Genomic DNA, 24,604 nt, shown 5'->3' with positions numbered 1-24,604 from the left:
ATGCGTTTCCTGCCCGAGGAGGAACAGCGACGGCTGATCGTCGCCTGCTTCGCCCGGAGCGACCTGACGCTGGAACAGCTGTGGATGCGGTACTTCGCGCTCGGCGGCAGCCTGAGCCTGCTGGAGCTCGACGCCTACCTCAACGGGCTGACCGCGCTGCCCCGCGTCGACCGCGACATGCTCGCCCACGCCGTCAACGAGCGGCTCGACGAGGTGGCCGGCCCGGCCCGCGCCCCCTACAGCCACTCCGTCAGCGACGCGAAACCGTTGCACGGCCCGCTGAGGGCGCTCGTCGACCTGCTCGAAGGCGCGCACTGCGCCCCGCCGGAGCGGCTCCCCGCCGTCGTCGCCGAGGCCGGGCGCGCGCTCGACCTGACGATCGGCGTCTACCTCACCGACTACGACCAGCGCACGCTCGTGCCGCTGCGGCCGGGCGCGGCGGAGCTGGACATCGAGACGACCGTCGGCGGGGACGTGTACCGCCGCGCCGGGACCACCGTCACGCGGGAAGGCACGTTGTGGACGGTGCTGCTCGACGGCGTGGAACGGCTCGGGGTGCTGGAGATCGTCCCGGCCGACGACGCCGACCCGGACGACCCGGTGCTGCGGGAGCAGTGCCGCTGGCTGGCCGCGCTGCTCGGGCACCTCGTCACCGTCACGACCCAGTACGGCGACGGCCTGGACAGCCGGCGACGGCGACGGCACCGCGGCTCCCCCGCCGAGCTGCTGTGGCAGAGCCTGCCGCCGCTGACCGGCGCCACCGAGAGCGTCGTCGTCGGCGCGAGCATCCAGCCGGCGTACGACCTGTGCGGCACGGTGTTCGACTACGCCCTCTCGGAACAGCGGGCGCAGCTGGCGCTGCTGGACGCCGGGCCGTGCTCCGGCGGCGCGAACATCGCCGTGGTCAACGCCCTGTCCGCCTACCGCGCCGCGCGGCACGACGGCGCCCCGCTCGGCGACCAGTTCGCCGCGGCCGGCGCCGAGCCGGCCGCCCTGCCGGACGCCCCACCCGTCACCGGCGTGGTCGCCGAGCTGGACCTGGGCACCGGCGAGCTGCGCTGGCTGGGCGCCGGGCACCCCGGGCCACTGCTCGTTCGCGGCGGCGAGGTCTTCCCCGCGGCCGCCGCCGGTGGCACGCGGTCCGCGGCGACGGGCGGACCGGCCAGGGCCGCCGTGGTCCGGCTCGAACCGGGCGACCTGCTCGTCCTGCACTCCCGCGGCGCCGCCGAAAACCGGGACCGGACGGGCGAGCCGTTCGGCCGCGACCGGATCGCCCGGCACCTCGGCGACGACGCCGGCGAGCTGCCCCCGGAAATAGCCCGCAGGCTCACCCGCGCGATCCTCACCCACAGCGGCGGCGAGCTGCGGCAGGACACAGCCGTGCTGGTCGCCCGCTGGCGCTCCTGAGGTCGGCCGTCCCGGCTCCCGGCAAGTTCGTGATGGCCACCTTGAGGAACTTGAAGTTCCTCAAGGTGGCCATCACGAACTTGGGGATGCGTGCGGGCGGCACCAAGCGGAGGTCGCCTGCCAGGGGGACCCCCGAATTTCACGTTACCGCAGGGGTCCGACAGTTTCGGGCGAGCCGCCGGGCATCCCGGCCGGCCGCGTCAGCAGGCGGTGTCGTGCACCCCGGCCGACAGCAGCTCCCGCAGCGCGTCCGACAGCGACGCGAACATCGGCACCACCGCGGCCAGGCCGGTGATCCGGAACAGGCGCGCGAGGGTGCGGCTGTTCGCCACGACCCCGAACCGCCGTCCCTCGGTGCCCGCCCGTTCGGCCGCAGCGGCCAGGGCGCGGGCGCCCGCGAGGCCGATGAACTCCACCTGCGTGAGGTCCACGATCGTGGTCCCCGGTGGCGCCGCGCCCAGCTCGCGCTCGAGGATCGGCAGGGTCAGGGCGTCGATCTCGCCGGCGAAGGTCAGCACCAGGAGACCGGGGCGGTACGCCGTCCGGCGCGCCGTCAGCGGCGCGGACCGGGTGCGGACCGGGGAGGTGGGGGACACGGGTTCGGCAGGCCTTCCGCGCCGGACCGGGGCCGGCGACGCAGTGACGTGATCAAGGACGGGGTCTTGATACCCAACCATCCGATCGGGAAACGCTCTAGTGGGTGGTGAATGCCGACCAGAGCCGTTCAGCCGCGTGGCGTGCGGGCGCGCCGGGCCGGATCTCCCGGGTGCCCTCCGGCCGGTCCGCCGAGTGGCCGCCGAGGTGCTCGACGAGGGCGACGGCCAGCTCGCGGACCTTGACGTTGAACTCCTGGCTGGCCCGGCGCAGGGTCTGCCAGGCCTCTTCCGGCGAGCACCGCCGCACCGCCATGACCACGCCCTTCGCCTGCTCGATGGCGGCGCGGGACGCCAGCAGGTCCAGCATCTGGCCGGGGTCGCCCGCGGTGGCGGTCTCCGCGACCACCAGGGTCATTTCGGTGAGCTTCGCGTAGCGCCGCAGAACAGCCAGTGTTCCGTCGCCGGGCGGCCGGTCCAGCGTGACCGAAAGCACGAACGCCCCGCTGTCGTCCCAGAACCCGGGCAGCGCGACGGCGCCACGGATCGCCGCGAAGAGCCCGGCCGACTCCGGACCGGCGGCGATCACGGCGTCCAGGGTCAGCGCGGGCCAGCGCCGGTCGCCGAAGAGGTCGTCCGTCGTGACCGCCTCACCGGTCGCGTCCGCGACGGCGACCGGACCGCCGTGCGCCAGCTGGACGGGCACCAGGTACTCGGCGATCCCCGCGGTCGCCAGCACCCGCAGCGGCCGCCCACGGTGGCTGACGGTCAGGCCCGCGCCGAGGCACCCGGGCAGCTCACTGCCGATCCGCTCGAGCAGGGCCCGCAGCAATTCGGTCAGCGGTCTCCAGCGGTCCGCCGCGTTCATCAGTGTCTCGGTCACCGCACCTCCACCGGTCTTGGTGCTCTTGATTTACCGCAAGTCCCGGTGCTTCGCCTCCGTCGCCGGGCCGCTTTGTGTGACCGGCCACGCGGAAACGGCACCGGCACGGCCGTCCGGCGCAACGCGCTGACCCGACCGGGCGTCAGCCGCGGTCGAGCACGTCCTGCCGGGAGTCGAGCGCCGCGGCGTCCAGGCCGGCCAGCTTCTCGCCGATGATCTTCGACGTGCACGGCCGGCCGGCGGGCCTTCGGGTCCAGCGTGGGTCCCTTCGGCACGGCCCAGGTGACCAGCACGCCGCCGAGCTCCAGCCGGAAGTCGTAGTGCAGCCGGCGGGCCCGGTGCCGCTGCACCACGAACCGGTGCCCGTCCGGGCCGCCCACGGTCCCGCCCGCCGGCTCGGCCGTGCGGCCGAAGTCGCGCATCCTCTGGTAGCGCCCGGGCCGGGGGCTCCGCCACCCGAACCCCCGAAAGCCCTCAGTGCCCAACCGAGGCTCCGCCTCGGGCCGGGGGCTCCGCCACCCGGACCCCCCGAAGCCCTCAGGCCGGCGACGACCAGGGCGGGTTCTTCCTCGCCAGCTCTTCGTATTCGGCCACTTCCTGCGAGGTCGGGTCGAGGCCGGCCTCCTCCGCGAACTCTTCGGGGTCGACCGGCTCGCCGTCGTCCGGATCCGTCATCGCGGTCAGCTCCCCAGCGCGCCGCGGATGAGGTCGCGCGCCCGGTCCATGATCGCCGCCGGCGGGCCCAGCAGGAGGTTCGCCTTCGCGCTCTCCACGCCGGGGTGCGGCCGGGTCGGCGCCACCGCTTCGGCCAGCTTGACCGTCGCGGCCATGGCCCGCAGCCGCTCCGGCGGGCGGTGGGCCCGCAGCAGCGGGAACTCCTCGCGCTCTTCGTGCTCGGCGTGCGCGAGCACGTCGTCCCGCAGCTGCACGAGCAGGGTGTCGAACCCGTCCGCGTCGGGGCCCAGCTTCTGCAGGGTGGTCAGCAGTTCCTTGGCCCGGTGCTCCTCGCCCAGCCGGGCCTCGACGACGGGCTTCGCCGCCGGCTCCAGGTCGCGGATCTCCGGGTGCACGACCATTTCCTCCGCGGTCTCGTGCACCGCCAGCAGCCGCACGAGGTCGTGGAACAGCTCCCGCCGACGGTCGCCCTCGGCCGTGTCCAGCCCGGCGAACAGCTCGCGGATCTCCCGGTGCTGGCGCTGCAGCAGCTCGATGACGTCCTCGTGGTTCTCCGCCATGGAAAATCTCCTCCTCGATCGGTGTGGAGGAGGCTTTCCCCGTCGCGAGCGGGTTACGCGTCCCGGTTCGCCACGGTGAGCCACAGCACGCCGCCGCCCACCGAAGCGGTGTCCTCGTTCGCGGCCCGCGGGATTCCCCCGGTGACGGCCATCAGCCCGCCCTCCCGTCGACTGCGGCCACCACCTGCGCCGCGCAGCGCGCCACCGGGACGCCTCTGTCCTGCGCCATCGAAACCAGGGCCGCGTACGCGGCCGAGCGGCTCAGGCCTTGGGCCATCAGGACTTTCAGCGCCACCCCGACGACGTCGGTGGCAGCTGGCGGCGCGGTTCGCGCGGGCATCGGAAGACCTCCGGCTCGGTCGGCGGCGGAACGAACGCGACCGGATACCCCGTCGCGCCGGTTTCACACCCTCCACCGAACCCTTCTCGATGGCGCCCTTTAACTCCTCACGAGCCACACCGCGGTATCCGGCGGCACCCGGCCGCCGTCGAGCGGCCCGCCCGCCGGCAGCACCCGCGCACCGTCCGGCAGCTCGCACGGCTCGGCCGACAGGGTTCACGACGCATCCGAACCCCGGCTCGCGCATGAAGGACAAGACGTGTTCCGGCGCGGGCGGTGAGCCGGGCCCGGCGGCCGGCGCGGCCCGGAACCACGGGTGCCGGTCGGAGGTGTGGTTCGGCACGACGTCGATCAGCACCCGCAGCCCGAGCGGTGCGCTTCAGCGATCAGTTCGCGGAGTCCATGACACCCGAGTATCTACGCTGAGGGCATGGCCGACACGTGGGAATGGGACCCGTCCCTCTATTCGGGCAGCGCGGAGTTCTACCCGCGGGGCCGGGCCGCGTACCCGCCCGGGCTGGCGACGGCGTTCGCGACCGAACTCGGGCTGGACGGCTCGGGCCGCCTGCTCGACGTCGGCTGCGGACCCGGGTCGCTGACCCTGCTGCTGGCGGGGATGTTCGAGGAGGCGGTCGGGCTCGACGCGGACGCGGACATGCTCGGCGAAGCGAGCCGTCAGGCGGCGGGGATCCCGAACTGCCGGTGGGTGCACCGGCGCGCGGAGGAACTGCCCGCGGGGCTCGGCCGGTTCCGGCTGGTGACCTTCGCCCAGTCGTTCCACTGGTTCGACCGGCCCCGGGTCGCCGCGGCGGTGCGCGGGATGGTCGAATCCGGCGGGTGCTGCGCCCACGTGCACGCGAATACGCACGAAGGCGTCGAGGGATCCGTCCCGCACGACGCGATCACCGAGCTGGTGCGGGAGTACCTCGGCCCGGTGCGGCGCGCGGGACGGGGTGTCCTCCCCGCGGGCACGCCCGGCGGCGAACCGGCGATCTACCGCGGCGCGGGGTTCACCGGGCCGCGGCGGTTCGTGGTCCCGGGGTGGGTGGCCGACCGCACCGCCGACGAGGTCGTCGCCGCGGTCTTCTCGCTGTCCAGCTCGACGCCGTCCCTGTTCGGCGGCCGCCGCGCGGAGTTCGAGAGCGAGCTTCGGCAGCTGCTGCACCGGGCGAGCCCGGACGGGACCTTCACCGAGCGGCTGCCCGAAATCGCCGTCGACCTCTGGCGGCCGTGACGTCCACTGTGGACGGTTTCACCAGGGGTTGTTGTCGAACTCGTCGGTGTCCTCCGCCGCGCGGTGGCGCCGGGCGTGCCGGGGAGAGTCGTCCCTGGCCGGGCGCGCCGGTGCGAAGGGCGGAGCCTCGCCCGCGCCCGGGAACTCCACCCCGTCGTCGAAAGCCGACGGCGGTTCCGCCTGCGACCGGTCGGTGCTCCAGCCGGATTTGGTCTTGCGCTGCGCGAGCTCGCGGCGGTGCATCACGTACCGCTCGGCCGCCTGGACCTGTTTGGTCATGTACTCGTGCGACCGGGCCTTGAGCTCCTCGCCCCGTTGCTCGCGCAGCGCGCGCCGCTCGCCCTGTTCGCGGACGAGGCCGTCCAGCTCCGCCTTCATCCCGGTGATGTCGGTCATGCGTCCTCCTACCAGGTCCGGGCGGACGCCGGGTCTTCGTCGTCGTTCAGGGAGCCGATGATCCGGCGGCCCGGCTCGCCGAGGTTGTCGAACACCGCGCCGTCGATCCGGTAGGCCGAGGACCGCCGTTCGGTGTCGCCCCCGCCCCCGCCGCCGTGCGCGCCCCCGCCCATGGCGCCCATGCCCGGCATCCCGGACATCGACTGGCCACCGGGACCGGCGGTCGCGCCGGCGGGTGCGAACGCGGCCGCCGGCTGCGGCTGGGCGAGTCCGACACCGGTGTGGGCTCCGCCGGACGTCGGCGTGTCACCGAGCCCGGCGCCGGACGGGTCGAACCCCGCCGTCGACGGACCGCCGTGCCCACCACCGCCGAACCCGGCCGCGCCGGTTCCGCCGTGGTGCGACCCGGCACCGTCCGACCCGCCGTCGCCGCCGGGTGACCCGGCACCGTGGCCGCCGGGCGGGCCGTCCGTGCTGTGGTGCGCGCCGGAACCATCCGTGCCCGTGCCGAGGTCATCGAGGGTGCCGCGGTGGGTAGGTAGGTCGTCGTGCTTCGCGGGCGTGTCGCCGAGCGCGTCCGACGGCTTGTGATCCTCGCCGAGGGTGTAGGACGTCGGGGTGCCACTGCCGTCGTCGACGGTGACGACCGTCGGACCGGCCGCACCGTCCGGCCGTTCGGCGGTGATCTTCAGATCCCCGTCCTCGATGTGGATCTTGCCGTCGGGGCCGGGGTGGTGACAGCCGTCGTCATCCGTCCCTTGTGGACCGTCCGCCGACCAGTCGAGCTTGAAGTCCTTCGGGTCGCCGTGCCCCTCGCCGACCTTGATGTCCATCTTGCCGTCGTGGTCGGGCTCGGTCATCTCGAAGGTCTTGTCGCCCTGCTTGACCTTGAGGGTGTCGGGTTCGTCGCCGTCTTCGCCGAGCAGGCCGTCGGGCTTCCCGTCTTTGTCGCCGTCGAGGCCGTGGAGTGCCTCCTCGGCCTTCTTCTTGGCCTCTTCGGCCGCGCCTTCCGCGGCATGCTTGCCGTCGTCGGTGCCAGAGTCGCCGAGCCCCTCGCCCGATTCGGTCTTGATGGGATCGCCGTCGAGCGACTTCAACGCGTCCGCGGCCTTCTGCTTCGCCGCCTCCACCGCCGCCTCTTGGTCACCCGAGCCACCGGAACCCCCGCCGAGGCCGCCACCACCGGACGACGGCGTGTCACCGAGCCCCGCTCCGGCACCGGACTCGGTCTGGATCGGGGGACCGTCCAGCGACTTCAGCGCATCCGAGGCCTTCTGCTTCGCCGCTTCCGCCGCCGCGGCGGCCGAGTCCTGACCACCCGGGGAGCCGGCGCCGGAGGGCGTGTCGACGTCCGGGATCGGCGGCGGCGTACCAGCACCGGAACCCGAGCCGCCGCCGGAACCCGAGGAGCCGGACGCACCCGCGCCCGACTCGGTCTGGATCGGGGGACCGTCCAGCGACTTCAGCGCATCCGAGGCCTTCTGCTTCGCCGCTTCCGCCTCCGCTGCGGCCTTCTGCTTCGCGGCCTCCGCCGCCGCGGCATCCTGACCACCCGACGAATCGCCCGAAGAACCGGAACCGCCCGCGGAGCCCGCCCCGGACGGTGTGTCCACGTCCGGGATCGGCGGCGGAGTGCTCCCGGAACCCGAGCCGCCGCCCGAGCCACCACCAGAACCCGAGCCACCACCAGAACCCGAGCCACCACCAGAACCCGAACCTTCGGAACCCGAACCCGAGCCGGGAATCCCGGCGCCGGCACCGCCGCCCGAACCACCGGTGCCCGACCCGCTACCGGAGCCCGAACCGCCGCCGGCACCACCGCTGCCCGACCCGCCACCGGAGCCGGCACCGGAGCCGGCACCGGAACCACCAGCGCCCGAACCGCCACCGGAGCCACCGGTTCCCGCGCCGCCCGTTCCCGAGCCCCCCGGCAGCGTCACGCCCTCGAACTCGTTGCGCACCGAGCCCATGACCTTGTCGAGCGCGTCGTAAGCCTGGTCGACGAGATCCTTCGTGTCCTTGCAGGTCTTCGCGAACCCCTGGTACAGCCGGTCCCACATGTCGGGGTTGAACTGGTTCTGCACCCACTGCTTGGCCAGGTCCTGGCCGTGCTTCTTGATCTCGTCGCCGTCGCAGCAGCCCTGGTCGTTGAGCGTCTTGACGAGGTTCGTGCCGAAGTTGAGGTCCATCCAGCCCGCGATCTCGGCCAGATCCTCCTTGCTGCCGTGCTCGCCGTTGGCGACGGCGACGACCTTCTGCGCCAGCGTGTAGTCAGCCTTGCCGACCACGTCGGTGTACATGCCGATGACCGCGTCGGCCTTGCCCTTGCACAGCTGGAACACCGTGGTCGCGGTGTGCAGCGTCGCTTCGCTCGCGTTGCCGAGCGTCTGGGACAGCTTCGCCGACTTCGGCTGGATCTTCTCGTTGTAGGTGTCGGACGCCGCATTGGCGCCGGCGCCGGTCCAGGTCCGGAAGAGGGTGCCCAGCTGGGACCCGGTGTCCTGCATCGTCCGGTCCACGGTCTCCGAACCGCGCTTGAAGTGCGCGGCGTCGTCGGCGAAGTCCTTGAAGCTGATGCCCCGCTGCTCGTCGAACGGCTGACGGATGTCCTTGTCGAGATCGAGCGCGCGGGTGTTGCCCCGGCAGTCGGCCGGGATCTTCGCCAGCAGCGACCCGAACGTCTCGAACAGCTTCAGCGCGGGCGCGGCGGCGTCGAAGATCTCGTCGGACGTCTTGGTCCCGGTGCTGCCTTCCGCCGCGGGCGGCTGCGTGGCGTCGAGCTTGGTCTTGCCGTCGTCGACGGCCTTCTTTTCCTGGTCTTCGTTGTAGCTGTTCTGGTCCCCGCTCTTCTTGGCCTTGTCGTAGGCCTCGTCGACCGACTGGCCGGCGAACAGCGGGTTCGCGTTGAAGGCCCGCGCGTACTTTTCGGCTTCCTGCCGCTTCTGCTTGATGTCGTCCGGTTCCTGGTCGGCCAGGAACGGCGGCGGTGGCGGGTTCTCCCGCAGCCAGCTGCTGATCAGCGCGCTCTTCTGCCCGGCGGGGACGCTCGGGTCGTCCAGGACCGCCTTGACGTCGGACCACTTCTTCTTGTCCGCCATCAGAGCGAGCCCCCGGCGTTCGTGATCGTGCCGGCCTGGTTGTCTTCGTTGGCGCCGTAGCTCTGCCCGGCGGTGCCGATGTTGGTGCCGAGCGAGCCGAGTGTGGTGCTGTACGCGGAAACCGCGGCCCACAGCGCTTTCGCGCCCGTGGCGTACTTTTCCCCGTGCGCGGTGTGCGCCCGGCCGAACTTCTCCGCCGTCACCTGCGAGTTCTGCAGGTCCGGGTTGTCGTCCAGCAGGTGTTCCGCCAGGTCGCCGATGGTCTTGGACGCCGTCGACAACGCCTCGGTCGTCGCGGTGTACCCGCCGCCGCTCATCTCAGCGCCTCTCCTCGGATTCGCCAGTTCCCAGTGCTTCCGCGAGCACGTCGGCCACGGACGCCACGTCGGTGAACCGATCGAGCCGGTCCAGGTCGATCGTCACCCCGTAATGGATCTCCAGTGCCGCCAGCAGGCGGATCCGGCCCTTCGAGTCGATGCCCAGCTCCTCCAGGGTGGCGTCGGGCTCGACGAGAGCCGGGTCGAGCCGGAAGGTGTCGCTGACGACCTTCGTGACCTCGGCGCGGTGATCACCCACGGGCGCCACCATAACGTGCCTTGGCGGCCGACCGGGCCACCTTGCCGCTCGATGTGCGCGGAAGTCCGCCGGAAGGGACCAGATGTACCGCACGCAGCGTGAGGTCGTGTTCCCGCGACACCGCCCGCAGCACCGCCCGGGTGACCTCTTTGTCGTCGGCGTCGGCGTCGGCACCGCGCGCCCATTCGGCCACCACCACCGCGCCCTCGCCGCTTTCGTCCGCGACGCCGAACGCGGCCACGCGGTCGCGGCGGACCGCGGGGTGGGCCTCCCCGGCCGCGGCTTCGATGTCCTGCGGGTGGAAGTTGCGGCCGTCGATGACGATGAGGTCCTTGAGCCGTCCGGTGACGTAGAGGTCGCCGCGGTGCACGACGCCGAGGTCGCCGGTGCGCAGCCAGCCGCCGAGGCCGTCGAGCGTGGCGCCGAACGCGGCGGCGTCGCCGCGGCCCCAGTAGCCGGTCGCGACGTTCGGGCCGTGCACCCAGATCTCGCCGGCCGTGCCCTCGGGCTGTTCCCGCCCGTCGTGGACGATCCGGACGAGCTGCCCGACGGGACGGCCCACCGAAACGAGTTCCTGCCCGTCCGCGGCTTCGACCGCACGGCCCTGTGCGAGGGCTTCGCGGTCGAACACCGCGCCGCGCGGGCCTTCCGGCCCCGCGCTCGCGACGTACACGGTGGCTTCGGCGAGCCCGTAGGACGGCCGGTGGGCTTCGCGCCGGAACCCGTGCGGGCCGAAGACCTCCTGGAAACGCTCGACCGTCCGCGGCCGGACGGGCTCGCTGCCGTTGAGCGCGACCCGCACGTCCGAGAGGTCGAAGTCGTCGTCACCGGGACCGGCGTCGGCTGCCAGGTCGTAGGCGAAGTTCGGGGCGGCGGTGAACACCGCGGGGTGGTCTGCCAGCTGCCGCAGCCACCGCCGCGGCCGGTGGACGAACTCGGCCGGCGCCATGAACACCGACCGCCCGCCGGCGAAGACCGGCAGGCACAGCAGCTGGATCAGGCCCATGTCGTGGAAGAACGGGATCCAGCCCGCGCAGGTCGTGCCCTCGTCGACGGCGTAGGCCCGGCTCCCCTGCCAGCAGGCCGCGACGATCGCCCGGTGCGGGATGACCGCGCCGGCCGGTTCGCGGGTCGAGCCCGACGTGTACTGCAGGTACGCGGGGCTCTCGGGCGGCACCGGCACCGGATCCGCGCCCGGGCCGGTCAGCTCCTCGACCACCAGGGGGTCGCCGAACTCGCGGACCCGCGCCGCCGCGGCCGACGACGTCAGCCACACCCGCGCGCCGGAGTCGGCGAGGACGCCGGTGAGCCGCTCGGCCTGCGCGGCGTTCGCGGGTGCCATCAGCGGGACCGCGACGAGGCCGGCGGCCAGCGCGCCGAAGAACGCCAGCGGATAGGCCAGTTCCTGGCCCGCGAGGATCGCGATCCGCTCCCCCGGCTCGGCGACCCGGCGAAGGCCGCCCGCCACGTCCCGGACGCGGGCGGCGAACTCGGCCCACGTCAGCGTGTGCTCGACGCCGCGGCTGTGGTCCTGGTGGGTGAACAGCGGACGCCCGTCGTCCTCACGCGCGAACAGCCGGTCCACGATCGAGGCGCGCAGCACCTCGTCGGGCACGGTCACCGGCGGACGAGGCACGGTGGCAACCTACTGGACCGCCGGGGAACCGTGCGCCCGGTCCGCGAAACCGGGTTCACCCCGGGCAGGACGACCGGTACGGTCGGGCACCATGGCCGCACCGGAAGCGCTGGTCTCCGCCCTCGCGGACGCCGATCGCCTGCACCTGTTCGCCCGCATCTGCGCCGCGCCCGAAGGACTCCCGGCCGCCGGTGTCCCGGCCAAGCTCGCTAAGCGGCTGGCCGACGCCGGGCTGGTCACCGTGACCGAAGACCACTACCGGGCCGTGCCCGAGGTGTTCCGCGACGCGCTCGCCAAAGCGCCGGTGGACCCGCTCGACAGTTTGTTCAGCCGCGGCCGGCTCGTCACGATCCCGCACTCGGGCAAGCGACGGCAGCTGCTGCTCGCCCACCTCGCCGAGCGGTTCGAGCCCGGGCGGCTCTACACCGAGCAGGACGTCCGCGAAAAGCTGTCGATGGTCCACGACGACCACGCGACGCTGCGCCGCTACCTCATCGACGAAGGCCTGCTGCAGCGGAGCAACGACGGCGGCGCCTACGGCCGTCCGTCGGAAGCCCGCGCCGCCGGCTGAACCGCCGGGAGGTCGAACGCCGCCAGCACGGCGGGATCGGCGAACACGACGTTGTGCGCGACCCGCGACCCCGTCACGGTGAACACCTGGAGCGTGTGCAACCGGTGCACCCCGGCGTCGTCGCGGCAGTACGCCACCAGCGCGGGCTGGCCGTTGGCCGCCGTGCGCGTCATCCGCCAATCGGGTCCGCGCATGGCGAACAGGCGCTCCAGGAACCGGCCGTAGGCGTCCGGGCCGCGGAACCAGAGCGGCACCGGCGGCATCTCCATCACGACGTCGTCGGTCAGCAGCTCGACCAGGCCCGCGACGTCGGCGCGTTCGAACGCCCGCACGTACCGGTCCAGGACCGCGTCCACCGCGCTGTCGTCCGGTTCGGCCACCTCGTCGGCCGACAGGCCGACGAGCCCGGCGCGGGCGCGCTGCAGAGCGCTGTTGACGGCCGCGGGTGTCGTGTCCAGGAACCCGGCCACCTCCGCCGCACTGAACTCCAGAACGTCCCGCAGGATCAGCACCGCGCGCTGCTTCGGCGGCAGCGTCTGCATCGCCGCCAGCAAGGCCAGCCGCAGGGTGCCGCGGCGGGCCAGGCGCAGGCCGGGGTCGTCCAGCCGCGCGTCCGGGAACGGCTGCAGCCAGGGGATTTCGAACGACGGCGTCAGCGGCGCGGCCGGGTCGCCCGCCGCGCCGCCGAGCCCGGACGGCAGCGGCCGCCGAGCCCGGCTTTCCAGCGCCGTCAGGCACGCGTTGGTGGCGATCCGGTACAGCCAGGTGCGCACCGAGGCGCGGGCCGGGTCGTAGCCCGCCCACGCCTTCCAGGCGCGTACCAGGGTCTCCTGCACCAGGTCCTCGGCCTCGTGCACCGAGCCGAGCATGCGGTAGCAGTGCGCCAGCAGCTCACGCCGGTGCGGCTCGGTGCGCGCGGCGAAGTCCTGCATCGTTCTCCCTCCGGCCGTCTCGACAGGTGTACCGGCACCGCGGCCGGGATTCATCGAGGGCGGGAGAACATTTTCACCCGGTTTTCTATCCGGGGTCGCCGAAGTCCTCCGGCCGCAGGTCTTCGAGCTCGGCGCGGAACTGGGCGACCTCGGCCTCGGTGTCCAGCACGTCGGCGGCCGGCCCTTCGGTCTCCTGCTCGACTTCGAGCTGCACGGACGCGACGTCGAGCACCTCTTCGGCGACACTGATCGGCGCGCCCTGGCGTAGGCCCAGCGCGACGGCGTCGCTCGGGCGGGCCGACACGCGGGTGCCGGAGGCGAGGACGAGGTCCGCGTAGAAGATCCCGTCCCGCACCTCGGTCAGCTCGACCGCGGCGAGGCCCTGGCCGAACGCCGCGAGCACGTCGCCGAGCAGCTCGATCGTGCCCGGGCGCGGCTGCGCGATCTGCTCCCGGGCCCGGACGAGGGCCTCGGCCTCGCCGTACCCGATCATGATCGCGAGCCAGCGGCGAGCGCCCTCCGGCTCGCGAAGGAGCATCAGCGGTGCCTCACCCGGCACCGGAACGGCCATGCCCACGACCTCGATCGGGATCACGCTGACCACCGCACCCTCCGTGTCGACACTCCTCCGCGCGCGAGGTACCCAGAACGGCCCGGTCGCAACCGCGATTCCCGGGTGAGCTCTCCTCGGCTGCGGACAACCCGGGGATTCCTTGCCCCACCCGGCGCGCCACTGTCACCGTCGTGACGTGGAACCGACGATTTCCCGCAGCACCGACGTCCCGGCCGCCCCCGCCACGGTGTGGTCGTGGGTCACCGACCTGCCGCGGATGGGCGAGCTGAGCCCGGAGAACGTCGGCGGCCGCTGGCTGGACGAGACCGGCCCGGCGCTCGGGGCGCGCTTCCGCGGGCGCAACCGCAACGGCGAGCTGAGCTGGTGGACGCGGGTGCGGGTGGTCGCGTTCGAGCCGGACCGCCGGTTCGCCTTCGACGTGCGGACGCCGTTCGGCTCGCGGGTTTCCCGCTGGGAATACGTGCTGGCGCCGAGCGCGACCGGCTGCGTGGTCACCGAGAACTGGTACCGGATCGGCAGCTGGGTGGTGCGGAAGTTCATGGGCCCGCGCGTGACCGGACGAGCCGACCGGCCCGGCTACAACGTCCGGTCGATCGAACACACCCTCGCGGCGCTCAAGGCCCGCGCGGAGGCTCGCGCCGCCGCGTGAAGTCCGTGAATGGCACATCGAGGGACATAGAGTCCCTCGATGTGCCATTCACGGACTTGGGGAGGTCCAGGCGCGATCGAGCGTCGCGAGGCCGTCGTCGATGCGGTCCAGGGGGATCGAGCCGTAGCCGAGGACCAGGCCCGGCCGCGGGAAGCCGCCGCAGAGATCGGACAGCGTCTGGACCGCCGCGCCGCCGGCCGCCGCGCGGGCGGCGATCGGCTCCAGGTCGGTGCCCTCGTCCGCGAGGGCGCACAGGTGCAGGCCCGCCGCCGAGGGCACCAGCCGCAAGCGGCCGGCGAAGACGCTTTCCAGCGTCGCCGTGATCCGCTCGTGGCGCTCCGCGTACACCTTCGTCGCGCGGCGGAGGTGGCGGGCGAACAGACCCTCGTCGACGAACCGGGCCAATGCGGCCTGAGCGGGCAGATCACCGTGCCAGTCGGAGAGCTGCCGCGCGTGGCGCAGGGCGTCCCGCAGCGACGGCGGGGCGACCAGGAAACCCAGGCGCAGCGTGGGAAGCAGCGTCTTGGAGAACGACCCGACATAGGCGACCCGCCCGGCGCGGTCCAGGCTCTGCAACGGTTCCAGGGGACGGTCGGAGAACCGGAACTCGCTGTCGTAGTCGTCCTCGACGACGACGGCGTCCGCGCGTCCGGCCCACTCCAGCAGCGCCGTGCGCCGCGCCAGGGACATCGGCGTGCCGAGCGGGAACTGGTGTGACGGCGTGACGTACACCAGCTTCGTCCGCGGGGGCAGCGAGGCGACGTCGAGGCCTTCGCCGTCCACCGGAACTCCGACGACTTCGGCGCCGTGCGAAGCGAAGAGCAGCTTCGCCAGCCGGTACCCCGGCTCTTCGACGGCCACCCGGTCCCCGGGCTCGAGGAGCACGCGGCACAGCAGGTCCAGAGCCTGCTGCGCGCCCTGGGTGACGAGCACGTCGTCCGCGTCGGCGCGCACCGAACGGGAGACGCCGGCGTGGCGCGCGATCGCCGCGCGCAGGCCCGGATGCCCGCCCGGATCGGCGTAATGGGCGAACCCGGCGGCGTCCCGCAGCTCCCGCGCGAGCAGCCGCCGCCAGGTTTCCAGCGGGAATAGCGCGGCGTCGGGGATGCCGACGCGGAAGTCGTACACCGGCGCCCGCTCCGCGGCGGCGACCGGGGGCGGCAGCGACCGCCACACCGCCTTCGGCTGTGGCCCCGGCACCGAAGCGGCCTTGCGGGGCTTCGGCGCGGGAAGTTCGGCGCAGACGTACGTCCCGGCGCCGACGCGGCCGGTCAGGAAGCCGTCGGCGGTCAGGCGGTCGTAGGCGACCGCGACGGTGTTGCGCGAAACGGCCAGGCGCCGCGCCAGCTCCCGGGTCGGCGGCAGCCGCTCGCCTGCCCGCAGCCTGCCGTCCAGCACGGCGTCGCGCAGCTGCCGGTAGATCCGGACGCTGAGGTCGCCACGCCCGGCCAGGCTGACGTGGAAGTCCATCCCGCGACCCTACATTGGCCCAATGCGTTTGGTCGTAATTGGATCTGGGACAGGGCCAAGTTTCGCCCTAACGTGACCGGTATGACGGTGACTCTCGAACGCCCGGCGACCCGGCGCCCCGGCCGGCTGCTCGCCGCCGCCCAGCTGGCCGGCTCGCTCGGCGACGGCGCGTTCCTGACCTGCTCGGTGCTGTTCTTCACGCGGATCGCCGGCCTGACACCGGCGCAGGTCGGGCTCGGCCTGACGCTCGGCTGGGCGGTCGGCTCGGTCGCCGGGGTGCCGCTCGGCCACCTCGCCGACCGCCACGGCGCCCGCGGCTCGGCGGTGCTGCTGGCCTTGGCGACGGGCACGTCGGTCCTGGCCTTCGTGGCGGTCCGCTCGCCCCTGCCGTTCGTGCTGGCCGCGTGCCTCTACGGCAGCTGCCAGACCGGGCTGGCGGCTGCCCGCCAGGCCCTGCTGGCCGCGCTCGCCGATCCGGAGCGGCGGACGCGCGTCCGGGCGCACCTGCAGTCCGCGGGCAACGCCGGTCTCGCCGTCGGCGCCGGACTGGGCGGGCTGGCCCTGGCGGCCGACACGGCGTCGGCGTACCTGACGGTCTTCGCGCTCGACGCGGCGAGCTTCGTGGTGACGGCGGCACTGTTGTATGCGCTCCCGGCGGTCCCACGCGCCTCGGCACCGCGCGCCGGGGAGCCGAAACTGGCCGTGCTGCGCGACCGGCCGTACGCGCTGGTGACGGTGCTCAACGCGATCCTGTTGCTGCGCATGCCCTTGCTGAGCGTGGCGATTCCCCTGTGGATAGTCGAGCGGACGGCCGCGCCGGGCTGGACGGTGTCCGCGCTGTTCGTGCTCAACACGGTCGTGGTGGTGCTGCTGCAGGTCCGCGTCGCGGGCCGGTCGGCGAGCATCGGCTCGGCGGCGCGGATGGTCCGCCGGTCCGGCGTGCTCCTGCTCGCGTCCTGCGTCGCCTTCGCGCTTTCGGCTTTCGGCACCTCGCCGTGGACCGCTTTCGGGGTGCTGGTCGTGGGTGCGCTCGTGCAGGTACTGGGCGAAATGCTGCAGTCGGCGGGCTCCTGGGAGATCGGCTTCGCCCTCGCACCGGCGGACAAGCAGGGTCAGTACCAGGGCTTCTTCGGCACGGGGACGTCGGTGGCGCGCGCGATCGGGCCGGTGCTGCTGAGCACCGTCGTGGTCGGCTGGGGCCTGCCGGGCTGGCTGCTCATGGGCGCGGTCTTCGCGGTCGCCGGCTGGACGATGGGGCCCGCCGTCCGCTGGGCCGCCGCCACCCGCTGACCAGGCTGACCCGGCTCTCGAGCGCCCCCATGTGGCGTTCGGTGCGTCCAGCGCACCCAATGTGGCGTTCGGTGCGTCTGACGCACCCAACGCCACATCGGGGCGTTTGGGCCGGAGCGTTACTCGCTGACCTGGGCGGCGCTTGTCTGGTGCACCGAGAGGTCCGGGCCGGCCGCCGCGTCGGCTGCCCAGGCTCCGGACTCCGCCGTCCATGTCCGGCCGGCGAAGCTGACCTTGTCCACGCCCAGCGCCGCCGCCCGGCCGACCAGCCAGGTCGCATATGTCCAGCCCTGCGCCGCCGGGTGCGCGCCGCTCAGGCGAGCCGCGCCCAGTTCGCCCGTCGCCGCCGCGGCGAGGTCCGCCGGGGCGGCCAGGGTCAGGTTGCGGCAGGTCAGCGCGGCCGGGAACTGGCCGTTGAAGGCCGCGGCCATGGCGCGGGACTGCGGCTCCCACTGCGCGTAGGCGTCCGGGGCGCCGGAGCGCTGGACGGCCTGCGCCGCCTCGGTGATCGGCAGGGTCTCCCAGTCCGGGAGCTTCTCGAGCTTTTGGTAGAACTCCGTCGCCGCGTAGACGGGGTCGCGCAGCTGGGCGATCGTGCCCCAGCCCTGGCTGGGCCGCTGCTGGAACAACCCGACCGAGTCGCGGTCACCGCCCTCGAGGTTGCGCAGCTTCGACTCCTGCAACGCCGTGGCCAGCGCGATCGTGGCCGCGTGCGGGGGCAGGCCGAGCTTCGCCCCGACGGCCGAGATCGTCGCGGCGTTGTTCATCTGCTCCGGGGTGAACGTGTACGCGGACGCGTTCTGCCCGGGCAGCGCCACCGTGCACCCCGGCGTCCGCACGGACCCGCGCGACAGCACCACCGCCACGACGATCCCCGCGGTCAGCACGACGACCGCCCCCAGGAAGATGGCCACCTTCAGGCCACAACCACGCACCCTGTCTCCCGTCACCCGTTCGCCCCAGTCTGCCCAACCAGGGGACGCGGCGCACCGGGTGGGGGTTCAGTGGCCGGTGCCCAGGAAAATCGGGTTGGTCATCGCCACCATCGCGTTGGGCACCGTCGTGTTCGGACCGCCGGCCGGACGGCGGACCTCGGCCCGCACCCACCGGCTGTAGCGGGGGTAGGTCGTCCACGTGACCGTGGCCACCCCCGAGTCGCCGACGGTTTCGGTGTGCTCCGGGCCGAGCTGGTCCAGGAAGGTGACGGTGGTGCCCGGCACCCCGCTGACGGCCGCCTTCACGGTCACCGGCGTGCCGGTGCCGACGGCCAGCCGTTCGCCGATGCCCGCGCCGGCGTCGCCACCGGAGACCGTGAAGTCCAGCTGCACGGCGGCCGACTCGGCCAGCCACGAGCGGCCCGCCTTCAGCCCGGCCAGCAGCTCACGGCGGCGCAGCCGGTCGGCGAGGACGACGGTGTGCGGCAGCGCGACCCGCTGGTCGGGGTGGTGCGCGTCGGAGTCGCCGATCGCCGGGATGAACCGGCCGCCGCGCAGCAGCCCGTCCCAGTGGATGACGCTCGCCTCGTCGTCCTGGGTCCAGGGGCCATTCCAGACTTCGACCAGGTCGGCGAGCTCGTAGGCGAATTCGTAGGTGCAGCCGAAGCAGCCGGCGAACGGGTGCGCCGCGGTGACCAGGCCGCCCGCGCGGTGGACCTGGTCGGTGAAGCGCCGGAAGTCCCGTGGGTCGCCGGCCCGGTAGCGCCAGTCGATCCACGTGCCGGCGGGCAGCCCTATGGCGGGCCAGTGCCCGGAGCGGGTCGTCACCTCTTCGCCGTTGAGGATCAGCAGGTCGTCGGTGGCGTAGTCGCCCCACACGAGCTGTGAGCTGGACGTGTTGTGGTCGGTGGAGACGATGAAGTCGAGCCCGGCGGCGCGGGCGTCGGCGACGAGCTGCTCCGGTGTGCGGCGGCCGTCGGAGTGGACGGTGTGCAGGTGGCTGTCGCCGCGGTACCAGGCACGGCCGCGCTCGCGGGCCGGCGCGGTCTCGGGCGCCGGGTTCGGCTTGAACGGCGGGCCGCCGGGCCCGAAGGTGAGCGTGATGTCGACCCGGTAGTGCAGGCCCTGCGGCGCGACGGTGTACGGCCCGAGGATGACGTGCCACCGGCCGGCCTCGATCGGCCCGGCGAGGTAGCCGGGCGTCGCTTCGGACGCGCTGATCGAGAACCGGTCGCGGAAGCCGCCGGACCAGCCGCGGAAGCCGCGGGCGTTGCCCAGTTCGTGGCCCTCGGGGCCGAACATGCCGATGTCGCAGGCGTTCCCGCGGGTGCCGGCGGGCACCGCGGGCTTGTCGTAGGAGTAGACGACGTCGATCTGCCGCACGCCGCGCGGGACGTCGACGGGCAGGTAGTACCAGTCCGGCACGTCCGGTTGCAGGGTGCCGGTGACGGTCCGGGTCTGGCTGCCGGCCCCACCCGGCTGGTCGGCGAACGCGACGCCGGGCAGCATGCCCACGGCCGCCGCCACCCCGCCCGCGCGCAGCAGCGTCCGCCGGCTGAAGTCCCCAGTGCTCATGCGTACCTCCGCATCGGACGACATCCCGACGCTAGGCCGCCAACGCGAACGCGAACAAGAACCGCCGGTGAACTTTCGCCGGTTCCCGATCAGGACCGGGTACGTCTTGCCAGGATCTTCGCGAGAGCGACGACGCCGACCGCGGCGGCCAGCCCGAGCCGCGTGACGTCGACGGCGGGCACCCAGGTCACAGCGCCGTCCCGGACGACGAACGCGCCGACAGGCCGGGCGAACACCCCGAACCCGGCGCCCTCCCGCGCTGCCGCGCCGTCGCCGCCCCCACCCCCGCCACCGAAGACCGCCGCGGCCGCGATGACGACCGTGCCGTCACGCTCCACGGGTTCGCCGTAGACCACCTTGGCGGAGAACATCTCCCGCGCCACCGACGCCAACTGCCCGAGCTTCATCCGGCCATCATGGCCGCGCCCCCACGCCCGGCACGCCTCGTCCCTGGCGGAATCCGGTCGCCGTCCGCATTCTGCCGGTCCTCCCCGGTAACGTGGAAACCGGGGGCGGCGCCCATCGGCGCGCCACCCCGGCGTGACCGCGAAGTCCACTGTGGCCGGTTGCCCCTGACCGGGTCGCGCACATTTCCGGGAATGGCCCACAGAATCGGTTCAGCACTGAAAAAATTGAGCTGAAGGTGTGGCAAAAAGATGTATCAGCTCCGATTCCGCCGGTTTGACGGCTAACGTCGGATCGATTCATTCTGCTGTCGACGGGGAGGAACCATGGCTTTGCTCAAGAACGGCGCGGTCACCGCGCCACCGTCAGCGCCCGCTGCCGCGCGGGCGCTGACCTCGGGAGATCCGTTCGCCGCGACCGGGGTCGCGGCTGATCGCGGCGCCAACCGGTACGGTTTCTGCTCCATCGAGGACTTCCCGCCCGGGATCAGCGACCTCTCCTTCACCCACGAAGACGCGGGTGGTTTCTACAATTACGTCAATAAGTTCACCGCGCCGAACTTCTGGTATCGCGACGGCGGCGTGCTGTCGTGGATCTACGGCGAAGAGTACGACGACTGGCAGGGCACCTACGGCTTCGACGCCTGCGTCGCCGAGTACCACTCGGGACACGGGACGATGGACGGCAACGGCGTCTTCTCGATGCCGATGGGCGGCACCTGGGGCGGGTCGGCCTGGGTGAACTCGGCCGATATGCGACTGGGCAACGAGGTCGCGCGCTACCTGTTCTTCTCCACCTGCCTCTCGCTGCGCATCGGTGGCGGCAACAGCCCGATCCGCACGTGGGACGCGGCGAACCTGGGCCTGCGGATGATCTTCGGCTTCGAGACGACCAGCGTCGACAACCCGGACTACGGCGCGCTCTTCTTCACCAAGTGGAACGCCAACGGCCGCAAGTTCAGCAAGGCGTGGCTGGACGCGTCGTGGGAAATCGACCCCCACCAGGCGCCGTCGGTCGTCGCGTGCGGGGCGACGCAGGCCGAAGCGCAGGACCGGCTGTGGAACGAAGGGAACTTCTCCACCGCCGCCGCGTCGAAGAACTGGTGGTGGTGGACCTGGTACGACGCCGCCAAGAGCATCCGGGAGGACCGCCTGGAGCTGCCCGGCTCGCCGCAGACGGCCCGGTTCGCGCCGCAGCGGCTCTCGCCGTCCCGGCTGACCGAGCTGGCCGGACACTACGGCGTCCGGCTCGACGGCGGGCTGCCGGACGACGCGCTGGGCCCGCACGGCGTCGCACTGGGCGCCGGCCCGAGCGGCGATGGCGGCCCGCGGCTGACCATCGACCACCGCGGCGTCCGCGAGATCACGTTCGCCGAGGCCGACGGCACCGGCCGGGACGCGCCGAGCGCCGCCGAAGCGGTGCGGATCGCGCAGGACGCCGTGGAGACCTTCGGCCTGGCCGACCGCGTCGACCTGGTCGCGGACAAGGTGCGCCACCAGTACCACGCGGGCGGCACGGCCGACGAGATCGCCGACCCGCGGGTGCGCGAAACCCACGTCGTGTTCACACAGCTGGTCGACGGGCACCCGGTCGTCACGCCCGGCCTCGGCGAGGTGCGCGTCAGCATCGACGGCGGCGGCACCGTGACGACGATCGTCGACGCCACCCGCGAGGTCGAGCGGCTGGCCGGCAGCGCGCCCGCGGCGCCTTCGCCGGGACGGGAAGACACCCGCAACCCGTCCACTGTGGACGAGGCACTCGACGCGCCGGCGCAGCGCCTGCTGCGCCGGCTGTCGGCAGGCGGCCGGGTGCCCGCCGAGGTCCGCACGATCCCGGACTCGACAGCGGTCGGCTACGCGCTGCGCGGCGACGACGGCACGCACGTCGTCCGGCGAACCGTCGAAGTGGACTGCGGGGAGGGCCTCGCGAAGCGGTACGTCCTGGAGGCGCCCCTGCGCTGACGCCGAGGCGCAACGGGAGAAGGACGGGCCGGCACCCAGTCGGGGGGTGCCGGCCCGCTCGCCGATCCGCTCGCCGTCCCATCCACCGACACATTCATCCGATGTCTGAGGCGCATTTCCGCACGTAACACCACCGACTACGACAGAAGGTGCGTTGACATCTGATGTATGAGGTGTCAGCGTCGGGCCATGGACTTCGGACGGCTGAGCACGGCAGTGAGTGCGGCAGTGAGTGCGGCACTGGGCGCGGTTCTGCTGGCGGGCGTCACGCTGGCCGCTCCGGCGGGCGCGGCACCCGGCCGCACGCTGGTCGCGGCACCGGACGGCCACGGCACGGCCTGCTCGGTCCCGCACCCGTGTTCGCTGGAAAGCGCTTCCCGGCGGCTCGCCGGGGAACATGGCGACGTCACGGTGCTCCTGCGTGGCGGAACCTACCGCCTGAACCGGACTCTCGAACTGCCGCGGACGGCCGCGAAGGTCGCGTTCCGCGCCGCCCCGGGCGAGACGCCGGTGCTCACGGGCGCCCGGCGGGTCACCGGCTTCACCCGCACCGACCCCGCCCGCGGCATCTACACGGCGAGCGTTCCCAAGGGCACCGGCACACGGCAGCTGTTCGTCGACGGCGTCCGCGCCGAACGCGCCCGCACCGCGCTCGCTCCCGCGACCTTCACGGTCACCGCCACCGGCTTCAGCACCCCGGATCCATCCTTCGCCGCGCTGACGAACCAGCAGGACGTCGAAGTGGCGCAGGAGAACAAGTGGAAGCACATGCGCTGCCCGCTCGCTTCGATCACCCATGAGGGCACCGGATCGGCACTGACCGTCCAGCCCGATTGCTGGCGCAACAACAACACCGCGGTCATCAACCGGCAGTTCCCCTTCAACGGCAACGGGCTCCCCAAGCTCGACGGCGTCAGCTGGGTCGAAAACGCCTACGAGCTGCTGACCAAGCCCGGCCAGTGGTACCTCGACCGCGCGGCCGGCCGGCTCTCCTACATCCCCTTGCCGGGCCAGGACATGGCGAAGGCCGACGTCGAGCTCCCGCTGCTGGAGACGCTCGTCTCGGCGGAGGGCACGCCGGGCCACCTGACACCGGCCGACGACGACACCGCGACCTACCGGGGCGCGTGGACGACGTCGGCGGACCGGGCGCTGGGCGACTTCCAGGACGGCGTGCACGTCACAACCACCCCGGGCGCGTCGGTGAGCTACACCTTCACCGGCACCGGCCTCGACGTCCTCGCGGAGACGAACACCGACCAGGGCGCCTTCACCGCGACCGTGGACGGCCGCCCCGATCCCCGGCCGCACACCGAAGCCGGCGACGTCCGGCTCGCGCAGCAGGTCGTCTACGCGGTGAAGGACCTGCCGAAGGGCAGGCACACGGTGACGCTGACCAGCCGCACCGACCGGACCTTCCTGGTCGACGCCTTCGTCGTCACTCCGGACGTCGTGCGGCCCGCGCACGACTTGAGCTTCAGCGGCCTCACCTTCACCGGGACGACGTGGACCCTGCCGTCCCGCGACGGCTACGTCGACAACCAGGCCGGTGTCCAGTGGGCCGCGGCCGCGCCGCACGCGCCGATCCGGCCGCCCGCCGCGCTCGAGATCGACCGCGGGCGGGACATCACGATCGACCGAAGCACCTTCCGGCAGCTCGGCGGCGCCGGGATCGCCCTGGAAGACGGCACCCAGGACGCCCGCATCACCCGCACCACGATCACCGACACCTCCGCGGGCGGCATCGCGATCGGCGAGGTCGACGACTACTACCTCGCCGACCCCGCCCGCATGACGCTCGACATCACCGTCGCGGACAGCACGATCACGCGCGTCGGGCAGGACTACCACGACGCCGTCGGCATCTGGGCCGGGCACGGGCGCCGGCTCACCCTCGAGCACAACGAAATCGCCGAAACGCCGTATTCGGGCATCTCGCTCGGCTGGGGCTGGGGCTGGGCGTCACCGTGCGAGCTGCAGGCGAAGCAGGGCCTGAAGGCCTGCCGGCGCGGCACGATCTACTCCGGCGCCAACCGCATCCTCGGCAACGACATCCACGACGTGATGCGCACGCTGCTCGACGGCGGCCCGATCTACACCCTCGGCGGCCAGGACGCCGCGGCCGGATCGGTCACCGCGGGCAACTGGGTGCACACCGCGCCGCACAACAACAACATGCTCTACCACGACGAAGGCAGCTCGTGGTGGGACACCCACGACAACGTGGTGAGCAACGAGACCGGCCGCTGGGTGGGCATGTGGACGCCGACCATCCACGACATCACGATCCACCACAACTTCACCGACAACACGGTCGTGAAGAACCTCGGCACGAACGTCGTCATCAGCGACACGACCGTCGTGACCGGCGGAAACTGGCCCGACGCCGCGAAATCGGTGATGGCCGCGGCCGGGCCGCGGTGACCTTTTCACCACGACCGGGTGTGAACACGAGGTATCCGGGGCATCTCGGAAGCACACCTGTGCTCCAAGAGGGGTACTCGTTCCGAGGGGAGACCGCGATGACCTTCGACTTCGTCGGCCGTTGGCTGGGCAGGCACCGCGACCGCCCCGGGATCACGGTGGACCTCTCGTGCGGCGGCCGGGTCACGCTGCGGGAGATCGACGGGAAGTCCGTCCTGGCGATCACGACCGCACCCGGCCCCGACGGCCGCTGCAGCGTCGCGGCCGTCCCGTTGTCGGACGCCGAACGCCGCGAGCTGGGCCAGGTGCTGGACTCGGACGTCCTGCTGGCTTCTTGACGAGGCCCCCGTCACCGGATGTTCTCCCGGCCGTAGGCTGCGCGACGCCCTTTGTCGCAGACCTCGCGTGAAACGGGGCCCC

Annotated in this window: 25 protein-coding genes and 1 pseudogene; 8 read left to right on the top strand and 18 right to left on the bottom strand. The window is 72.8% G+C overall.

Annotated features, from left to right (window positions below):
* On the top strand, positions 1-1,407 hold the full coding sequence (locus A3CE_RS0146330; RefSeq protein WP_020646953.1) for a PP2C family protein-serine/threonine phosphatase: 1,407 nt from the start codon (positions 1-3) through the stop codon (positions 1,405-1,407).
* A 200-nt stretch (positions 1,408-1,607) separates the two neighbouring features.
* Here A3CE_RS0146330 and A3CE_RS0146325 read toward each other — a convergent pair whose 3' ends face one another.
* The 7 genes and pseudogenes from A3CE_RS0146325 to A3CE_RS60035 all read right to left on the bottom strand — a co-directional run.
* The gene (locus A3CE_RS0146325) at positions 1,608-2,003 is read right to left on the bottom strand and encodes an STAS domain-containing protein (RefSeq protein ID WP_020646952.1); all 396 of its coding nucleotides are present in this window, start codon (positions 2,001-2,003) and stop codon (positions 1,608-1,610) included.
* A gap of 97 nt (positions 2,004-2,100) precedes the next feature.
* The gene (locus A3CE_RS0146320; RefSeq protein WP_020646951.1) at positions 2,101-2,883 is read right to left on the bottom strand and encodes an ANTAR domain-containing protein; all 783 of its coding nucleotides are present in this window, start codon (positions 2,881-2,883) and stop codon (positions 2,101-2,103) included.
* Positions 2,880-3,305, bottom strand: a complete 426-nt coding sequence (locus A3CE_RS60040; RefSeq protein ID WP_245589727.1) for a DNA polymerase ligase N-terminal domain-containing protein — start codon at positions 3,303-3,305, stop codon at positions 2,880-2,882. The genes A3CE_RS0146320 and A3CE_RS60040 overlap by 4 nt, the downstream gene beginning before the upstream one ends.
* Positions 3,306-3,420: 115 nt before the next feature.
* Positions 3,421-3,558 (bottom strand): hypothetical protein, encoded by a 138-nt coding sequence (locus A3CE_RS57605; protein WP_020646950.1) that lies wholly within the window; start codon positions 3,556-3,558, stop codon positions 3,421-3,423.
* Positions 3,559-3,563: 5 nt separating this feature from the next.
* On the bottom strand, positions 3,564-4,118 hold the full coding sequence (locus A3CE_RS0146310) for a hemerythrin domain-containing protein (protein ID WP_020646949.1): 555 nt from the start codon (positions 4,116-4,118) through the stop codon (positions 3,564-3,566).
* Positions 4,119-4,269: 151 nt separating this feature from the next.
* Complete coding sequence (locus A3CE_RS0146300; RefSeq protein ID WP_020646947.1) at positions 4,270-4,458, bottom strand: ANTAR domain-containing protein; 189 nt, start codon at positions 4,456-4,458, stop codon at positions 4,270-4,272.
* Between the two features lie 99 nt (positions 4,459-4,557).
* Positions 4,558-4,848, bottom strand: a pseudogene (locus A3CE_RS60035) (alpha-amylase family glycosyl hydrolase); the annotation flags it as partial.
* A gap of 40 nt (positions 4,849-4,888) precedes the next feature.
* Here A3CE_RS60035 and A3CE_RS0146295 point away from each other — a divergent pair.
* Positions 4,889-5,692 carry a class I SAM-dependent methyltransferase gene (locus A3CE_RS0146295; protein WP_020646946.1) on the top strand — a complete coding sequence of 268 codons (804 nt, stop codon included), beginning with the start codon at positions 4,889-4,891 and terminating at the stop codon, positions 5,690-5,692.
* A gap of 18 nt (positions 5,693-5,710) precedes the next feature.
* Here A3CE_RS0146295 and A3CE_RS0146290 read toward each other — a convergent pair whose 3' ends face one another.
* The 5 genes from A3CE_RS0146290 to A3CE_RS0146270 are packed head-to-tail and all read right to left on the bottom strand — an operon-like array spanning position 5,711 to position 11,398.
* Entirely contained in the window at positions 5,711-6,088 is a 378-nt protein-coding gene (locus A3CE_RS0146290) for a hypothetical protein (protein ID WP_020646945.1), read from the bottom strand.
* 8 nt (positions 6,089-6,096) lie between these two features.
* Positions 6,097-9,186 carry a WXG100 family type VII secretion target gene (locus A3CE_RS59485; RefSeq protein ID WP_020646944.1) on the bottom strand — a complete coding sequence of 1,030 codons (3,090 nt, stop codon included), beginning with the start codon at positions 9,184-9,186 and terminating at the stop codon, positions 6,097-6,099.
* Positions 9,186-9,503 carry a hypothetical protein gene (locus A3CE_RS0146280; protein ID WP_020646943.1) on the bottom strand — a complete coding sequence of 106 codons (318 nt, stop codon included), beginning with the start codon at positions 9,501-9,503 and terminating at the stop codon, positions 9,186-9,188. Before A3CE_RS0146280 ends, A3CE_RS59485 begins: the two co-directional genes overlap by 1 nt.
* A 1-nt stretch (position 9,504) precedes the next feature.
* Positions 9,505-9,762 carry an acyl carrier protein gene (locus A3CE_RS0146275; protein WP_026469521.1) on the bottom strand — a complete coding sequence of 86 codons (258 nt, stop codon included), beginning with the start codon at positions 9,760-9,762 and terminating at the stop codon, positions 9,505-9,507.
* Positions 9,755-11,398 carry a fatty acyl-AMP ligase gene (locus tag A3CE_RS0146270; RefSeq protein ID WP_043791476.1) on the bottom strand — a complete coding sequence of 548 codons (1,644 nt, stop codon included), beginning with the start codon at positions 11,396-11,398 and terminating at the stop codon, positions 9,755-9,757. Before A3CE_RS0146270 ends, A3CE_RS0146275 begins: the two co-directional genes overlap by 8 nt.
* A gap of 91 nt (positions 11,399-11,489) precedes the next feature.
* Here A3CE_RS0146270 and A3CE_RS52910 point away from each other — a divergent pair, with 91 nt between their 5' ends.
* Positions 11,490-11,969 carry a DUF2087 domain-containing protein gene (locus A3CE_RS52910; RefSeq protein ID WP_020646940.1) on the top strand — a complete coding sequence of 160 codons (480 nt, stop codon included), beginning with the start codon at positions 11,490-11,492 and terminating at the stop codon, positions 11,967-11,969.
* On the opposite strand, the gene A3CE_RS0146260 is transcribed toward A3CE_RS52910, so the two are convergent.
* Both A3CE_RS0146260 and A3CE_RS0146255 read right to left on the bottom strand, forming a co-directional pair.
* A complete protein-coding gene (locus A3CE_RS0146260; protein ID WP_020646939.1) occupies positions 11,933-12,901 on the bottom strand; it encodes a sigma-70 family RNA polymerase sigma factor in 969 nt (322 codons plus the stop codon). The two genes, A3CE_RS52910 and A3CE_RS0146260, sit on opposite strands and share 37 nt — an antisense overlap.
* 85 nt (positions 12,902-12,986) lie before the next feature.
* A complete protein-coding gene (locus tag A3CE_RS0146255; RefSeq protein ID WP_020646938.1) occupies positions 12,987-13,505 on the bottom strand; it encodes a bifunctional nuclease family protein in 519 nt (172 codons plus the stop codon).
* Positions 13,506-13,650: 145 nt separating this feature from the next.
* On the opposite strand from A3CE_RS0146255, the gene A3CE_RS0146250 reads away from it, so the two are divergent.
* Positions 13,651-14,124 (top strand): SRPBCC family protein, encoded by a 474-nt coding sequence (locus A3CE_RS0146250; RefSeq protein WP_020646937.1) that lies wholly within the window; start codon positions 13,651-13,653, stop codon positions 14,122-14,124.
* Between the two features lie 48 nt (positions 14,125-14,172).
* On the opposite strand, the gene pdxR is transcribed toward A3CE_RS0146250, so the two are convergent.
* Positions 14,173-15,594 (bottom strand): MocR-like pyridoxine biosynthesis transcription factor PdxR, encoded by a 1,422-nt coding sequence (pdxR, locus tag A3CE_RS0146245; RefSeq protein ID WP_020646936.1) that lies wholly within the window; start codon positions 15,592-15,594, stop codon positions 14,173-14,175.
* A gap of 81 nt (positions 15,595-15,675) precedes the next feature.
* Here pdxR and A3CE_RS0146240 point away from each other — a divergent pair, with 81 nt between their 5' ends.
* Positions 15,676-16,884, top strand: coding sequence for an MFS transporter (locus tag A3CE_RS0146240; RefSeq protein WP_020646935.1), 1,209 nt, complete (start codon positions 15,676-15,678; stop codon positions 16,882-16,884).
* A gap of 119 nt (positions 16,885-17,003) precedes the next feature.
* Here the strand turns inward: A3CE_RS0146240 and A3CE_RS0146235 are convergent, their stop codons facing one another.
* The 3 genes from A3CE_RS0146235 to A3CE_RS0146225 form a co-directional block, all read right to left on the bottom strand.
* Positions 17,004-17,819 (bottom strand): hypothetical protein, encoded by an 816-nt coding sequence (locus A3CE_RS0146235; protein ID WP_245589726.1) that lies wholly within the window; start codon positions 17,817-17,819, stop codon positions 17,004-17,006.
* A gap of 66 nt (positions 17,820-17,885) precedes the next feature.
* A complete protein-coding gene (locus A3CE_RS0146230) occupies positions 17,886-19,394 on the bottom strand; it encodes a CehA/McbA family metallohydrolase (protein ID WP_020646933.1) in 1,509 nt (502 codons plus the stop codon).
* 89 nt (positions 19,395-19,483) lie between these two features.
* Positions 19,484-19,801, bottom strand: a complete 318-nt coding sequence (locus A3CE_RS0146225) for a hypothetical protein (protein ID WP_020646932.1) — start codon at positions 19,799-19,801, stop codon at positions 19,484-19,486.
* Between the two features lie 324 nt (positions 19,802-20,125).
* Here A3CE_RS0146225 and A3CE_RS0146220 point away from each other — a divergent pair, with 324 nt between their 5' ends.
* The 3 genes from A3CE_RS0146220 (at position 20,126) to A3CE_RS0146210 (ending at position 24,522) form a co-directional block, all read left to right on the top strand.
* On the top strand, positions 20,126-21,760 hold the full coding sequence (locus A3CE_RS0146220) for a DUF6345 domain-containing protein (protein ID WP_020646931.1): 1,635 nt from the start codon (positions 20,126-20,128) through the stop codon (positions 21,758-21,760).
* Between the two features lie 189 nt (positions 21,761-21,949).
* Positions 21,950-24,184 carry a right-handed parallel beta-helix repeat-containing protein gene (locus A3CE_RS53850; RefSeq protein WP_020646930.1) on the top strand — a complete coding sequence of 745 codons (2,235 nt, stop codon included), beginning with the start codon at positions 21,950-21,952 and terminating at the stop codon, positions 24,182-24,184.
* 98 nt (positions 24,185-24,282) lie between these two features.
* The gene (locus A3CE_RS0146210) at positions 24,283-24,522 is read left to right on the top strand and encodes a hypothetical protein (RefSeq protein WP_020646929.1); all 240 of its coding nucleotides are present in this window, start codon (positions 24,283-24,285) and stop codon (positions 24,520-24,522) included.
* The last annotated feature ends 82 nt before the right edge of the window (positions 24,523-24,604 follow it).

Source organism: Amycolatopsis balhimycina FH 1894 (genome assembly GCF_000384295.1).
Classification (GTDB): Bacteria; Actinomycetota; Actinomycetes; order Mycobacteriales; family Pseudonocardiaceae; genus Amycolatopsis; species Amycolatopsis balhimycina.
The sequence above is the reverse complement of the archived record's forward strand: the minus strand, read 5'-3'. Positions and strand labels throughout refer to the sequence as shown.

What these genes read in the sequence shown, in the direction of transcription:
- A3CE_RS59485 (WP_020646944.1), bottom strand. Translation starts at nt 9,186, where the DNA reads ATGGCGGACAAGAAGAAGTGGTCCGACGTCAAGGCGGTCCTGGACGAC.
- A3CE_RS0146210 (WP_020646929.1), top strand. Translation starts at nt 24,283, where the DNA reads ATGACCTTCGACTTCGTCGGCCGTTGGCTGGGCAGGCACCGCGACCGC.
- A3CE_RS53850 (WP_020646930.1), top strand. Translation starts at nt 21,950, where the DNA reads ATGGACTTCGGACGGCTGAGCACGGCAGTGAGTGCGGCAGTGAGTGCG.
- A3CE_RS0146310 (WP_020646949.1), bottom strand. Translation starts at nt 4,118, where the DNA reads ATGGCGGAGAACCACGAGGACGTCATCGAGCTGCTGCAGCGCCAGCAC.
- A3CE_RS0146295 (WP_020646946.1), top strand. Translation starts at nt 4,889, where the DNA reads ATGGCCGACACGTGGGAATGGGACCCGTCCCTCTATTCGGGCAGCGCG.
- A3CE_RS0146280 (WP_020646943.1), bottom strand. Translation starts at nt 9,503, where the DNA reads ATGAGCGGCGGCGGGTACACCGCGACGACCGAGGCGTTGTCGACGGCG.
- A3CE_RS0146290 (WP_020646945.1), bottom strand. Translation starts at nt 6,088, where the DNA reads ATGACCGACATCACCGGGATGAAGGCGGAGCTGGACGGCCTCGTCCGC.
- A3CE_RS0146300 (WP_020646947.1), bottom strand. Translation starts at nt 4,458, where the DNA reads ATGCCCGCGCGAACCGCGCCGCCAGCTGCCACCGACGTCGTCGGGGTG.
- A3CE_RS0146220 (WP_020646931.1), top strand. Translation starts at nt 20,126, where the DNA reads ATGGCTTTGCTCAAGAACGGCGCGGTCACCGCGCCACCGTCAGCGCCC.
- A3CE_RS0146230 (WP_020646933.1), bottom strand. Translation starts at nt 19,394, where the DNA reads ATGAGCACTGGGGACTTCAGCCGGCGGACGCTGCTGCGCGCGGGCGGG.
- A3CE_RS0146330 (WP_020646953.1), top strand. Translation starts at nt 1, where the DNA reads ATGCGTTTCCTGCCCGAGGAGGAACAGCGACGGCTGATCGTCGCCTGC.
- A3CE_RS0146225 (WP_020646932.1), bottom strand. Translation starts at nt 19,801, where the DNA reads ATGAAGCTCGGGCAGTTGGCGTCGGTGGCGCGGGAGATGTTCTCCGCC.
- A3CE_RS0146260 (WP_020646939.1), bottom strand. Translation starts at nt 12,901, where the DNA reads ATGCAGGACTTCGCCGCGCGCACCGAGCCGCACCGGCGTGAGCTGCTG.
- A3CE_RS0146240 (WP_020646935.1), top strand. Translation starts at nt 15,676, where the DNA reads ATGACGGTGACTCTCGAACGCCCGGCGACCCGGCGCCCCGGCCGGCTG.
- pdxR (WP_020646936.1), bottom strand. Translation starts at nt 15,594, where the DNA reads ATGGACTTCCACGTCAGCCTGGCCGGGCGTGGCGACCTCAGCGTCCGG.
- A3CE_RS52910 (WP_020646940.1), top strand. Translation starts at nt 11,490, where the DNA reads ATGGCCGCACCGGAAGCGCTGGTCTCCGCCCTCGCGGACGCCGATCGC.
- A3CE_RS57605 (WP_020646950.1), bottom strand. Translation starts at nt 3,558, where the DNA reads ATGACGGATCCGGACGACGGCGAGCCGGTCGACCCCGAAGAGTTCGCG.
- A3CE_RS60040 (WP_245589727.1), bottom strand. Translation starts at nt 3,305, where the DNA reads ATGCGCGACTTCGGCCGCACGGCCGAGCCGGCGGGCGGGACCGTGGGC.